Source organism: Nostoc sp. DedQUE09 (assembly GCF_034530915.1).
Taxonomy (GTDB): domain Bacteria; phylum Cyanobacteriota; class Cyanobacteriia; order Cyanobacteriales; family Nostocaceae; genus Nostoc.
Window position 1 is genome coordinate 85770 of the sequence record NZ_JAVRCE010000025.1, and the last position, 13913, is coordinate 99682.

A 13913-nucleotide genomic window follows, 5' to 3' on the forward strand; every position below is an offset into this window, starting at 1 on the left:
AATCTAGACCATAATGGGATGTAAGCAGAATTTTTAAAGCTATTTACATCCCATTATGATCTAATTCATGATTTTATTATTTCATACTCAATGCTTGTTTTTTAAAAACTCGAAAAATTTTACAAAAAAATACAACTATATAGTTCATCATCAAATATCTAATAAACCATATCGTTTTTGTAAATCAAGTAACTTCATTCTTGCTTCACCAGCGTTATCAGCTAAATCAGCAAATTCCACAAAGCGACGCAATTCCTTTTTCAATAGATTACGTTCAACTTCTATAGTTTCTCTATCTAAATCTGGTGGCAAAACAATCATGTCGAATATTGTCGCACGTTCTTTACCAGGATGAGGACGTAAAACTCGCCCCCGTCGCTGAATAAACTGGCGGGGATTACCAGAACTTGATAAAATTACTGCAGTTTGAATTGCAGGAATATCGACACCTTCATCTAAACAACGAATTGCGACTAAACCCTGCAACTCTCCACTTTCAAATTGATGCCGCAATATTTCTCTTTCCTGTAAAGTTGTTTGAGCCGTATATGTGCTTACCTTGTAACCTAAATCCACTCCGAGAATTTTAGCAACAGCTTTAAGTTGGCGTAGTGATGAACGTTGTCCCGCATCTTGGGAACCATCACTGCAATAAAACAGAGTGTGGCTAGTTTCGCGGCGAGTTGCCATTAATTCATGCAAGGCGGTTAATTTATTTTCTGCTGCACCAATTAATCTTGCTCTTTGCATCAACAACGGTTTTAAATCTTCATTGTCTTCAAAACTTCCTGCTTGTCCATTTTCTCGATCCCGATAAAGAAGCGATCGCCCAATTCTTTTAGTTAACTTTAAATAGGCAATGCTTTCGGCTTCAGTTAACTCTACCAACACCGGATAATAAAGATAATGTACTAAAGCACCTTGAGCGATCGCATCTCTCAAAGTAAACTCTGGCTGGAGAACTGGGCCAAAATAATCAAATAAAGATTGTGTACCAAAATCATCAAAGTATCTTTCCGGTGTGGCAGATAAAGCCAGTCTCAACCCCACACTGCGCGGTAAACTTTCTTCTAACTTGGGTGCGCCTAAATTATGCGCCTCATCCCCAATAATTAAAGTTTTGGCGGGAAAATATTTGAGTTGAGACTGAAAACCATCTCCAATTAATGTCGAGTTCGTAGTAATCACAGTAACAAACCGTTGAGAACCAGAACGCAGATTATAAATTTGGGTAGAAAGTTGACTTTGCCAAGTGCGTAAATTCTCAAAAGCTAAAATGGGCTGTAAATTAAATTTTTCACATTCTCGTGCCCATTGGGTGACGAGATGGCGATAGGGACATACCACCAAGAGAACTTGTAAATTAATTTGCTGATATAATTCACAAGCGATCGCTAGTGCAGTAATTGTTTTACCACTACCAGTAGCCATTTTCAGCGTCCCTCTGCCATTGTTGGTAAACCAGCTAGCGATCGCTTGTCGCTGATATTGCCGCAATTGCAGAGACACAGGCATTCTTGGGCATCCTGGTAATGGTTGCTGAGTATAATAACTGCCCTTACTTTCCCTTGCAAACGGTAATTTTAAACGGAAAGTGGGCAGTTGCTGCACCGAATTTTTCGTCAGGTACATATTTATTTAGTTATTGGTCATTGGTACTTATCTTTCCCATTCCCCATTCCTCAGTTATAACCACGCCAAACACCAATGAGAGAACCTTGCACCTGCACTTGTTGAGCCATGACTTCAATGGGATTGTACTTAGAATTTGCTGGTTTGAGAGTAACGCGATCGCCTTGGCGATAAAAACGTTTTAATGTGGTACCGAATCCATCTACTCTGGCGGCGACGATAGTACCATTTTTTAAATGATTTGGTTCTGCTACTGGACGCAGAAATACCACATCACCATCAGTAATTAAATCTTCAATCATGCTATCGCCAGCTACCCGCAAAGCGTAGGTTTGGGGAGGTAAATCGAAATTAGAAAAGTCTAAATGATCTACAGCATCAGTAAACGGTTCTATTAAACCACCAGCTGCGATCGTGCCCAAAATCGGTACACCTTGCTTTACAGGATGCAAAATCCGAATCGTTCGCGCTTGTCCTTCAGTCCATTCAATATATCCTTTAGTGCGTAAATGCTCTAAACGACTTTGAATTGGTGCTGGTGACTTCAAGTTCATCGCTTGCATCATTTGCCTAATTGAAGGCGAATGCTGGTGCGTTTTGATGTATTCTGCTAACCATTCGTAAAGTTCTTGTTGAGCTTCTGTTAGACGTTCCATAAATTTGCGGGAAGTAATTATAAATGTCTCTAGAACATTAGTACTACAAAAAACTCCCCATAACAAGAGAAAAGTAAAAATATGAAAGGCAAAAGCAAAATTATTTTCTTCTCTTTTGCCTTTTGACAAATAAGAATATTACAGGTTACAGGTTAGAGGGTACAGGTTACAACCAAGAAAACTATACCCTATACCCTGTGCCCTATTTCCTACTCTGCTCCTAAAATACTAGCAAGTAAGGCTTTTTGGGCGTGCAGGCGATTTTCTGCCTGTTCCCAAACTCGTGATTGAGAACCTTCAATAACAGCTTCGGTAATTTCTTCACCACGATGGGCTGGTAAGCAGTGTAAAACAATTGCCTCTGGGTCAGCAAGGCTTAATAGCTGCTCTGAAATTTGGTAAGGCTGGAAAATTGGCATCCGGTTGTCTGCTTCGGCTTCTTGCCCCATACTCGCCCAAACATCAGTGTAAAGTACATTAGAACCCTTGGCTGCTAATTCTGGATCGTGAGTGACGAGGAGTTCCGTTTTGTTATTAGCGATCGCTCTTGCTTGTTCTACAATCTGAGAATCTGGCTCGTATCCGCTAGGAGTAGCAATTCTAACATTCATCCCCACCAAAGCACAGCCCAACATCAGAGAATTAGCCATATTATTCCCATCGCCCACGTAGGTCAGAGTTAACCCAGCCAGGGTGTTAAAGGTTTCCTGAATCGTCAATAAATCCGCTAATACTTGACAAGGATGTTCTGTATCAGTAAGCGCATTAATCACCGGAATCTTGGCATAGTGAGCAAAAGTTTCTAAATCTTGGTGTGCAAAAGTACGAATTGCCAAAATATCCAGATATCGATCTAACACCCGCGCCGTATCCTGCAAAGGTTCCCCGCGACTAACTTGAGTGACATTAGGATTGAGATCGATTACCTGTCCACCCAGTTGGTACATCGCCACAGTAAAACTCACCCGTGTGCGAGTTGAAGCTTTGGAGAACAACAACCCCAAAACTTTATTACACTGCAACTTCAACTGCTGTGATTTAAGTTGAGTTGCCAATTGCAAGAGTTCTTGAAGTTCAGTAGAAGTGATGTCCGCTAGACTTAATAAATCTCGTCCGAGCAATGCTGCCATGCTTGTAATCTGTAAAAAATAATTATATATTTCTGTTCCTTTATTCAACCGTGTCAAGAAAATACAGTTTTAGAACTGGCCAGGTATTTTTGGGTTTAGCCCAGGATTTGAGTTAGCTTTTGCTATAAATATTAATTTATCAACTTTATCAGTGATTCAAAATGCCTGATTGTTTCTGGTTCACCCCAATAGCAACGCCAGAACAATCATTTAAGCCGACAAAAGCATTGATATTGCTAAAATTTCTGGTCTTTTAGCCTAATTGTATGATCGAGCAGATATTTTTTAGAATTTACAGCTAGACAAATAAATGGATTATGGTACAATAATAAATCGTGGTTGCTAATTAAGAGTAATCGTCAGACTTGCCAGCATAGCACAGTGGTAGTGCATCCGACTTGTAATCGGAAGGTCGCGAGTTCAAATCCCGCTGCTGGCTTTTGTAAATTCGCAAATTAATCTTTTGGGGCTGTTTTTTGGACTCAATTGAATTATGCGAAGTTTTCGCAGAAAATTAGTGTTACCGAATTATTTGGAATATAAGTATTAACATAATAAACCAAGTTGCGGGTTATAAAATTCTAGATGCTGCGTAATCGGTGATTTAGATAAATGCACATAAAAAGTTTACGGTTGCATTCTAACGCAACCGTAATTAGGAGTGAACTATAAAAGTAGAAAAATTAACTGATGAGATAAATGCTTGTTGGAGAGTAAATGCAAACATGAATGCTCGCGTTTCAGTAAAAACCCTTCCCAAGTACAAGCATGAATTGATTGCGATCGCTCGGTACTGATATTAATTAAGTGGACGCAGAAGTGTAATTTTGCCCATGCCTGTCTCTTGACTGAGTTGCGCCACGTAGAGATTTCCATTCGTGGGATTCTCAACCAAATCCAATGGACTTGGGTTAAAACCAGTGAAACCACTAATACCCATTTGGGAATTTATAATATCCAACTTTGCGCCACCTGGTGTTAGCACAATGATGTCTTTCCCAGAACTGAAGCGTGTCACAAGCAGCTTGCCTTGCAGCTGACCATCTAAAACATTACTACGATATTCAATAATGCCATTAGGTGAAAAATGCTCTCCAAAATCGAAGGCAATACCCTTCCAATTTCGGTCAGGTAGAGTACCAACGGGATATTCACTTATCTGAACTGGATCTGTACCGGCTGTAGGATTTCCTCCACTCAACACCCACTCACAACGTTTCGCATTGGGATGGCCATAATAACCATTTCTAACAACGCGAAACAGAAAGTCTCGCTGCGTGCCTAGACTTCTAAGAGCAGGCACAGATGGACTAGTATATGCTCCATTAGTAGCTTTATCAATCCGGTTTTGACAGGCAAGAGGCAGGGGGATAGGTGTATTTGGCGTATTGCCACCTGCCGCCGAACCATTCGTTGGCACATACAACTGACCATTGGTATGCCAAACCAGATCGTAAGCATTACGTATACCACTAGCAAAGATAGTTACAGGTGCGCCCGCTTTAAAGGGGTTATAAGTACCTCCATCCTCCGTCTTAACGCTTAAAGGAGGTGAGGTGATTTTGGACAGGTCTACTCGTAATACAGCAGCAGTTAACAACCGCTCAGGACGATTGCTCCAGGCAGTGTTTGGTGCGCCCGTACTACTATTACTACCTTGCAATACATACAGCACATTTGCCTCTTTGGGCTTAAACTCAATGCTATTGGTTAGATGATCCCGACTCGATCGCGGTAAATCAACCACATAGTCTTTTACCGTCTCTAGATTAGTACCGCGTAAACGAGTAATTTTACCACTCCACTCTGGCGCATCAACAGTTCCATTCCAGTAGTAGTTATTTGTTACCCAGAGAATTAGGTTGCTGGCATTTGTTGATGAGGGATCGAAGTGCATACCAATGATCGTTCGATTACCACCATTTGCAGTCTGCAATGAGGAAATCGTTTGTGGCATACCCAGAGTACCATCAGCCTTGATCGGGAAACGCAAAATCTCACCTAATAAGGTAGCAGCATAGAGTTTATTGTCAGGCCCAATCAATACTGTGGTGTAAGGTTTGATAGGTACATTAGCTAGTGAGATTTGCTCGAAAGTAATATTGCTTACTGGTTTCACAAAGGAGCCTGTTGTGAAACTGATGCTATAGGGTAAGAATGCAGCACCATTGCTATCTTTAACCCCATCGGTGATTTGTAACAAATATTTGGTATTGTTCTTGAGACGATTTATCGGAGACACTACAATCACATCTCCACCACCAGAAGTGTTGTAATTGGCATTGACTTGTATATTAGTAGTGCTATCGATCAGCTTGATGGTTGAGGCAGAAATAGTGTTAACCGCAATCCCACTGTTAGGGAGATTTAGGTCTGCTGTAATCGCGATATCTGGCGACACGTTTGTCTGACCATCATTGGGATTGGTCGTTCTGATCGAGGGACGATTACCTGGTGCGATCGCAATATAGTTGAGCTTGGTATTCCTACCACCTTTAGCATCAATTGTGAGCTTGCCGTCAGCAACATTAACAATCCGGGTAATTGCGGCAAACTTTTTGGTTGCAGTTGGTAAAAAGCCAGAAATAGCAGCCGTCCCTTCTATATTAATCTGGTGCTTACTATTTACAGTATTAGTAGCATCACCGACGCTAACAGTCACATTGTAGGAACCATTAGATAGGGCATATTCCCAAGCAGCAGGTATCGTGACTCCTGGCCCCGCACTGCTAAGAGGATATTGCAGATGAATCAGTCTATTTAGTCGCCGATCGATGCTACTTTGGTTGCGATCGCGTGTATTGAGTTGGATATCAAGGGGAGTGTGTGTAGCATTGCCTAAGCTATCTTCGCGCACCCAACCAAAACCTCTACTATCATTGTAGGCTTGCCCGATATCTTTAATATACCCAGATGGTACAGGCGCGTCATTTGGTTGAAAAGCAATCCCTTGAACAATTGCTAATACCAGTATTTTGGGTCTGATCTTGTAAATCATAGTATGCCTTGCCGTTGTCTTCGTAGTTGATACGTGAGTAGTCCATTAACATTGGCGAAGTATCTGCAATGATTATTCCTGGCAATCCTTCACTGGCTAGAAACGAACGTAATGACTGCAAGTCTCAGGAAACCCATTTCTCTAGACTGTATAAAAATTATTTAGTAAATACTTGAAATTACCTAAATATTGAACTTCTTTTTAAGAGAATTACAAGAGAACTTTCTAATGCCTCAACTTGCCACGGTATAATTACGTAAAAAGCAATAAATCAGCAATAAATCTTCAAAATTGCTACCATAAACCAACCTTGAATAGGTGCTGGCAGAGTTCATTTTTATCTGCGCTGTTAATATACAAGTAATATCAGGTTAGTTGAATGTTTATAATATCTGTACTTTGGGGAGCTAGCAAGGGCGATAGTGCAGGGTAAAACCTTCTCTTTTCCCAAAGGGAGACGCTACACATAGCTTGCTTCTCTGTAAGGGTACACCAATGGCACAGCAACTCTTAAGGATGCTACCGCGAACATCTGGGGGTTTCCCGACAAGCAAGCAACTTTTGAAAAACAAAACCCAATATTTTATCCATATTTATGTTGTGTTTCACTATTGTTAAACACAACATGAACATAGAGATATTTTATTCTTAAGTAATCAGTCGAACATGATGTAAGTTTGACAGCAAATCATGAAAAATTTTTCAATATTTATGCCTTATCTTTGTAATAAAATGATATTCTAATTCACTCATCTATCTGAGGGTGGATTATGCAGAGATTAACTCAATTACCAAGTAAATCAACTTTATTTATAAGTGCGCAACTGGATGGGGTAAGTAAGTAGGTGCTAAAAAACACAACTAAATTAAGAAGGGTAAAGGTTAAGGGTAAAAGGGAAAAACCTTTACCCTTTAACCTTTTCCCTTTACCCATACAAAACTTTGTATAGTTCGGTTTAATTGTGCCAACCTACTTAGCAGGGCAAACGCATCTAAATATTGACGAGCCAGGATTTGAGCCGAATTCAGCGAGAACCTGATCAGAGATACCTTTGAGTAAAGTAAATATTGCTTTTCTTCAGTAATGATAATCATTATGATGAGGGAGTTAGACGCAGGCGATGGCTGCGGTCAAAGAAAGTCAGTAGACGGAAAAATGTTCTCTGTTCCTTACCATAGGTTCATTTGAGCCAGAGAATACAATTCCTGAGAATCAAGAGTCTACCTGTTACCATCAAACCTACTACTGCTACGCCAAAACCCATTGTAGAAGCTACAGGGTGGCTGATAAATGCCAAAGGTGAGTTGGAAGTCACAGCGAATGCACCGACCAAGCTTTATAGTTCATCGCAGAATCCTGGATCTTGCCGTGTTGTTTCTTAGATGTTAATGTCCATCTCAGAATACAGAGACTATCAAGGATGAACTTGGTCACGGCTTTAGGATTGCGATCGCCACTCTGTAAGTCTATAAAGCTACAGATCGTATATCTTTATCCTTGTTAAAGTTATGATTACAAGGATTTACACCATTTGATCCACCTTCTAGAGGAGTGTAGATATTAATATGAAATTATGAATATGAAATCATGTAGGGCGAACGATGGGAATCGAACCCACGAATGGTGGTACCACAAACCACTGCCTTAACCACTTGGCTACGCTCGCCATTCAACAATTTGAATTATAGCAATAATTTAGCAATCGATCAAGAGTTTTGTTCTAGGAACGGACTTAGTTGATTTAGAGTCTCTGGAATCTAACAATTACAATGAATTTTACTTGGCAAATATGAAACCATTGACCATCATCGCGTATACTGGAGCAGCAGTAGGCCTCGCCGCCTTGGGTGTGACAATGGCGAAAACCAATCCCGGTCAAGCTGAATATGAAGAATATGCAGTTCAACGCCTGACAAAATACTTAAAAACCGATGTATGTAAAAAAACTACTAACATTATAGAAAATTTAATCCGTTTTAATTGCGATAAATTGGTTGACTCGGCTAGCCCGCAAATCCAAGAAATCATTGCCAAAACTACAGAAAGGCAAAATTACGTTATTTTTAGTGTTTACCATACGGATTTGAAAATAAACTCCTGGATACCTTCATACAAGTTTGAAACGGTAGGAGCTTTTAATCAATTTTATACTTACACTGCTGAAGAACAATAAGGTAAGCAGCAAAAGAATATACAGCAGAATTTGGGAGCGATGCCCTGAGCCCGTTGTACCCCTCCGGGGAAGCAAGCTACGCAAAGCGTCTCGTAGAGAAGGGTCAGAATGGGCTACGCCCCTCTACGCTAACAAAAGAAAAACAGGCTTTCTACTTGGTTTTAAAACGAGTAGGTGTGTACTTTACAACTTGAATTCTGCTGTAAATAATGATTAATAATACTTCTGTTTAGTAATTGATAATAGTTTCAATCATTACCAGAGTACTTATCAACCCCGGCTGAATCTTAAGTAAGATATAGTAACTGAAAGTTCAAGCTTTGCCGATGTCATCTGCCTATCTACTATTATCTCACGGAAGTCGCGATCGCCGCCCAGAAATTGCTATGCAGCAACTAGCTAGGCTGGTATGTCAGAAATTGTCAAGCGAACATTTGGTTGGCATCGCTGCTTTAGAAATGAGTCCTCAGCCTTTACACGAGCAGATTCAACAATTTGCTAAAAGTGCTTTTGGCGATTACTTACTGTCTCCAAATGAAAATCGCCTGAAAATTCTACCGCTATTTCTACTGCCGGGAGTGCATGTGATGACAGATATTCCTGCCGAAGTAGCACTTGCACAACAGGCTGTTGGTCAAAATATCATCATTGAGTTGCAACCATATTTAGGCTCTCACCCCAATTTAGAGAAATTGCTGGCAAAGCAAATAGCTGCTATCAAAGCAGAAGCATGGATTCTCTTAGCTCATGGTAGCCGTCGCCCAGGTTCGCAAAAAACTGTGGAAGCAATGGCAGCGAGTTTGGGAGCAGTTGCTGCTTATTGGGCTGGGCCTCCTAGTTTAGAATCACGGGTGAAAGAGTTGGTAACTGCTGGTTATCGGGAAATTGCAATCTTGCCATACTTTTTATTCGCTGGTGGAATAACCGATGTGATCGCCACCTCAATAGAGGAGCTAAAATTACAATTTTCTGCGGTGAATTTCCAACTGGCGCAGCCACTGGGAGCAAGTGCAGAATTAGCCGAGCTAATTTGGGATTTAACACAGAGATGAACCGCACAGAAAAACAGGAGAACAAGTATTTGGGAAAGGTTTATTTAGTAGGTGCGGGGCCAGGAGATCCAGGATTAATTACCCTGAAGGCGAAAGGTTTGTTGGAATGTGCAGATATAGTCATCTATGATGCTTTGGTGAGTCCGGCAATTCTGGCAATGATTAATCCCCAAGCCGAGCAAATTAATGCTGGTAAACGTGCGGGGAGACATTCGTTGTTGCAGTCAGAAACAACTCAATTGTTGATTGAAAAAGCACAGGATCATGCAATTGTAGTGCGGCTCAAGGGCGGCGATCCCTTTATTTTTGGTCGCGGTGGCGAAGAGATGGAAGAATTAGTTCAAGCGGGAATATCAACGGAAGTTGTGCCGGGTATCACTTCGGGAATTGCAGCAGCAGCTTATGCAGGTATTCCTTTGACGCATCGGCTATATAGTTCGTCAGTGACATTTGTAACTGGTCATGAAGCAGCGGGTAAGTATAGACCGCAAGTGAATTGGAGTGCGATCGCTCACGGTTCCGAAACCATTGTAATTTATATGGGAATTCACAATCTGCCTTATATTGTGGAAGAATTAATTACAGCTGGGTTGAATTTAGAAACGCCTATTGCTTTGGTGCGCTGGGGTACGCGCCCAGAACAAGAAGAATTAATTGGAACATTGGAAACAATAGTCACACAGGTAGAGGAAGCTGGATTTAGTGCGCCTGCGATCGCAGTTATTGGACAAGTAGTGAATATGCACAGTATTTTATCTGGTTGTCGTCCAGTTTGATAGTTGGCGCAAAGCTTGTTGTTTCGTATTCTCCGATAACCCTAGTGTATGATCGATAAGGTTATTCGGTTCTGGTGGGAGTCAGCCACCAGAGGTAACGGGGAAAGTTCGGTGCAAATCCGGCGCTGTCCCGCAACTGTGAACCCAATTTGGGATTAAGGAACTAAATCGAAAATCTCAAATTGAGTGAGTCAGGATGCCCGCCGAAATCGATTTATTAGTTTCACATATCTGCGAGGTACAGATGACTACGACTGCAAATATTTCCCCAACTAGTCCATTGGGTGTTGCTGAACATACTTTATTTGTTTGCAAAACCTGTGCCAGTGTTTGGCAAAATGGAAAACGCTTAGGTGAAAGTGGTGGTGAAAAACTTTTACACCAACTTCAGCAGCTTGCACAAGATTGGGATTTACGAGAACAATTCCCAATTCAGGAAGTTGAATGCATGAGTGCTTGTAATCGTTCTTGTGTAATCGCCTTTAGTGCCAAAGGCAAATTAACATATTTATTTGGTGATTTAGCTGTTGATGGTAGTGCCTCTGCGGTACTGGAATGTGCTAGCCAATACTATGCTAAAGCAGATGGTTTACTGCCTTGGTCAGAGCGTCCAGAAGCAATGAAAAAGGGGATTTTAGCAAAGATTCCACCGTTATCTATCTAAATGATGCGCGTTTTGATTTTGGGTGGGACGAGTGATGCAGCAGAACTAGCTGCCAAAGTTACGGCTATCCAAGGATTAGAAGTAATCACCTCTCTAGCTGGACGCACCCGTGAACCGTCAGTACCGTTGGGCGATTTACGGGTTGGGGGCTTCGGGGGTGTGGCTGGATTGGCTAGCTATCTGCGAGTCATGCAAATCAACTTATTAATTGATGCAACCCATCCTTTTGCGACTCAAATTTCTTTCAATGCGGCAGATGCGGCAACAGAAGTTGGAGTACCCCGTCTGATGTTAATCCGTCCGCCTTGGGAAAAAGAAAGTGGCGATCGCTGGATTGAAGTTGATAGTGTTGCAGCCGCAGCAACAACCCTGCAAAATCAGGCACAGCGAGTATTTTTGACAGTTGGTAGACAAGAACTGGCCGCTTTTGCTCATTTGGAGAAAATTTGGTTTTTGATGCGGATGATTGACCCTCCTGGCGAAGATGCTTTAGTACCGCCGGGGATGGTATTGTGCGATCGCGGGCCCTTTACCCTCAATAATGAGAGACAAATTCTGATTGAGAATAACATTGATACCATCGTCAGTAAAAATAGCGGTGGCGATGCCACAAAGCCCAAGATTATTGCCGCGCGAGAACTAGGGGTGAAGGTTGTAATGGTAAATCGTCCAGCGATACCGCCAGGGGAGCAGGTTAGTAATGTTGATGCTGCTTTGGTATGGTTATTAGATCGCTGCTAAGTAAATAGCCAAGATTGATAATACGATCTTTCCTAATTTCCGTATAATACACGGGAACGATCGCAGTAACGACTTCCATGAAAAATCTAGCTCTATCTGCCATAGCCCTCGCCACCACATCTGGATTAGTTTTCGGGACAATGCCAGCAGCTTCTGCTTTAAGTTGGAATTGGAATTATTCTGGTACTGGCATTGTGGCAAATGGTACTTTCACTACTAATGACACCCCTAACGATTTGGGTTCTTACTTGATTACTGGAATTACTGGTACGCGAAATGGTGAAACAATTACTGGTTTGCAACCCACCGGGACTCCAATCCCAGGAAACGAACCTTTTAATGTTGATAATTTAATTAGTCTTAATACTCAGCAGTTAACAGGTGATGGTTTTGGGTATTCCACTTCGGGAGGAAACTATTCTAGTCCATTCTTCGCGAGTTTTTTGCCGACACCAGGTTATTTAGAGGTATTTTCTGCGCCGCCACTCATACCAGGTTTTGAAAATTTAGGATTAGAAGATAGTGAGTTACCTATTAGTTTTTCTGCAACCATAGTCACTGTTTCTGAACCCACTTCTATTCTTAGCCTGCTCTTTCTTGGTACTGTTGTTGGCGCACCTTCATTACTCAAACGCCACAATCTATCCAAATTTACTCAGAAGAAGCTCGAAAAAGTTTCCTAAAACCATCAATAAAAATTCCAAATTATACCCTAACAGGGATCTTGCTACGCGTTTATATGGCGGGCAAGATGCCAACCCCACAATATTGGATAATTTTTTCTTGGAGTTCCCTTAACAATACAAGCTGCTGCATTAACAATACAAGCCGATGTATTAACAATGCAAGGTATGGTCAAATTTAATTCGCGATGAATTAATGAAATGCTGTACTAAGTGTTGACATTCGGTTTTAAACCCTTAAACTCATAAGAAAACTTGCGATCGCTCTATAGGCTCTTGGAGACATACAGATTAAAGTAATATAGCAACGGTGGTATCATTGCATCCAAATGATACCGTAATTTTGTTTAGATATAGAATTCTATCGCCAGCTGACGGTAGATTATTTCTAAAAGGAGTTTGCTGCAATGTCCACAACACCAACTACTCGATTAATTTTAGAGACTTTACTCCCCCATCTCAAAGTAGCAGCAGCCTATGCCCATTTTCTTCAACCAAAAATTGCTGCACTTCCCGCCAAAGAACAAGGAAACAACTTTTTTAGTGCTGCACTTACTGATGCAGATGTGGCTATTCAAAATTTAGTAGAAGTAGTATTACTAGGAACTTTCCCAGATATTCGCTTTTATGGTGAAGAATATGAAAGTTCTAATAATACCAAGTATTTTCGCGCTACCGAACTCGGTTCAGAAGGTGATTATTTAGTAACACTTGATCCGATTGATGGCACGAAGTTTTATATGGATGGACATTCTAATTACCAAATTATTCTCAGTATTCTAAATGCGGATGACTTTGAAGCAGTAATTGCCATTTCTCCTGCCCAAAACATTTATTTTTACGCCCTTAGAGGTGAAGGTGCTTTTAAAGGCACGCTGGACATAAACTTAGAAGCCTGTGCCCCATTAGATATAACATCCACCAAACCTTCATTTTATTGGGATGGGGAATGAATGCGATCGCACATTTATTAAAAGATCGATATAAAGTAATCGATATAGCGGCTGATTACTCTAGTGATATTCAAATTCCCAATCTTAATGGTATTCTCAGTGGTGACTTGAGTGGAGCAGTCATCAAGTCGGGCAAGTTTCTTGATAGTGCTGCACTTGCTTTTATTGCAAAAGAGGCTGGCTGGATTGTAACTACTGTGGACGGTTCGACTTTACCGCCACTGCATACTTGTCAAAACTATAGTATGCCTGGATTGATCGTAGCTGCTTCAAAATCTGTTCATCAAGATTTATTAGAAGCGATGCAAAGCTTTAGGAGTGCTGAGTGCTGAGTGCTGAGTAATGAGTGCTGAGTGCTGAGTAATGAGTGCTGAGTAATGAGTGCTGAGTGCTGAGTGCTGAGTAATGAGTAATGAGTAATGAGTAATGAGTAATGAGTAATGAGTAATGAGTA

The 13913-nt window shown here is 41.2% G+C and carries 13 protein-coding genes, 2 tRNA genes and 1 riboswitch; of the genes, 9 read left to right on the forward strand and 6 right to left on the reverse strand.

Annotated features, from left to right (window positions below):
* Positions 1-150: 150 nt before the first annotated feature.
* The 3 genes from RMY27_RS17515 to argF form a co-directional block, all read right to left on the reverse strand.
* Positions 151-1632, reverse strand: a complete 1482-nt coding sequence (locus RMY27_RS17515; protein ID WP_322665314.1) for a DNA phosphorothioation system restriction enzyme — start codon at positions 1630-1632, stop codon at positions 151-153.
* Between the two features lie 50 nt (positions 1633-1682).
* Positions 1683-2288 (reverse strand): transcriptional repressor LexA, encoded by a 606-nt coding sequence (gene lexA, locus RMY27_RS17520; RefSeq protein WP_322665315.1) that lies wholly within the window; start codon positions 2286-2288, stop codon positions 1683-1685.
* Between the two features lie 209 nt (positions 2289-2497).
* Entirely contained in the window at positions 2498-3418 is a 921-nt protein-coding gene (gene argF, locus RMY27_RS17525) for an ornithine carbamoyltransferase (RefSeq protein WP_322665316.1), read from the reverse strand.
* Positions 3419-3785: 367 nt separating this feature from the next.
* On the opposite strand from argF, the gene RMY27_RS17530 reads away from it, so the two are divergent.
* A tRNA-Thr gene (locus RMY27_RS17530) sits at positions 3786-3857 on the forward strand.
* Between the two features lie 360 nt (positions 3858-4217).
* Here RMY27_RS17530 and RMY27_RS17535 read toward each other — a convergent pair.
* From RMY27_RS17535 to RMY27_RS17545, 3 genes are all read right to left on the reverse strand, one after another.
* Positions 4218-6416: an Ig-like domain-containing protein gene (locus tag RMY27_RS17535; RefSeq protein ID WP_322665318.1), complete on the reverse strand. Its 2199-nt coding sequence runs from the start codon at positions 6414-6416 to the stop codon at positions 4218-4220.
* Between the two features lie 1181 nt (positions 6417-7597).
* Positions 7598-7732: a hypothetical protein gene (locus RMY27_RS17540; protein WP_322665320.1), complete on the reverse strand. Its 135-nt coding sequence runs from the start codon at positions 7730-7732 to the stop codon at positions 7598-7600.
* Positions 7733-8010: 278 nt separating this feature from the next.
* Positions 8011-8083: transfer RNA gene (locus tag RMY27_RS17545), tRNA-His, on the reverse strand.
* A gap of 123 nt (positions 8084-8206) precedes the next feature.
* Between RMY27_RS17545 and RMY27_RS17550 the strand changes: the two genes are divergently transcribed.
* The 8 genes from RMY27_RS17550 (at position 8207) to RMY27_RS17585 (ending at position 13791) form a co-directional block, all read left to right on the forward strand.
* Positions 8207-8590 carry a DUF4359 domain-containing protein gene (locus tag RMY27_RS17550; protein WP_322665322.1) on the forward strand — a complete coding sequence of 128 codons (384 nt, stop codon included), beginning with the start codon at positions 8207-8209 and terminating at the stop codon, positions 8588-8590.
* A gap of 326 nt (positions 8591-8916) precedes the next feature.
* Entirely contained in the window at positions 8917-9642 is a 726-nt protein-coding gene (locus RMY27_RS17555; RefSeq protein WP_322665323.1) for a sirohydrochlorin chelatase, read from the forward strand.
* Complete coding sequence (cobA, locus tag RMY27_RS17560) at positions 9639-10418, forward strand: uroporphyrinogen-III C-methyltransferase (RefSeq protein ID WP_322665325.1); 780 nt, start codon at positions 9639-9641, stop codon at positions 10416-10418. Before RMY27_RS17555 ends, cobA begins: the two co-directional genes overlap by 4 nt.
* A gap of 49 nt (positions 10419-10467) precedes the next feature.
* Positions 10468-10641: riboswitch (cobalamin riboswitch) on the forward strand.
* Positions 10642-10662: 21 nt separating this feature from the next.
* Positions 10663-11082 (forward strand): DUF1636 family protein, encoded by a 420-nt coding sequence (locus RMY27_RS17565; protein WP_322665327.1) that lies wholly within the window; start codon positions 10663-10665, stop codon positions 11080-11082.
* Between the two features lie 3 nt (positions 11083-11085).
* Positions 11086-11823: a cobalt-precorrin-6A reductase gene (locus RMY27_RS17570; protein ID WP_322665339.1), complete on the forward strand. Its 738-nt coding sequence runs from the start codon at positions 11086-11088 to the stop codon at positions 11821-11823.
* A gap of 77 nt (positions 11824-11900) precedes the next feature.
* Positions 11901-12506: a PEP-CTERM sorting domain-containing protein gene (locus RMY27_RS17575; protein ID WP_322665329.1), complete on the forward strand. Its 606-nt coding sequence runs from the start codon at positions 11901-11903 to the stop codon at positions 12504-12506.
* A gap of 407 nt (positions 12507-12913) precedes the next feature.
* Positions 12914-13459, forward strand: a complete 546-nt coding sequence (locus RMY27_RS17580; protein WP_322665330.1) for an inositol monophosphatase family protein — start codon at positions 12914-12916, stop codon at positions 13457-13459.
* Entirely contained in the window at positions 13456-13791 is a 336-nt protein-coding gene (locus RMY27_RS17585) for a hypothetical protein (RefSeq protein ID WP_322665331.1), read from the forward strand. The genes RMY27_RS17580 and RMY27_RS17585 overlap by 4 nt, the downstream gene beginning before the upstream one ends.
* Positions 13792-13913 lie beyond the last annotated feature (122 nt).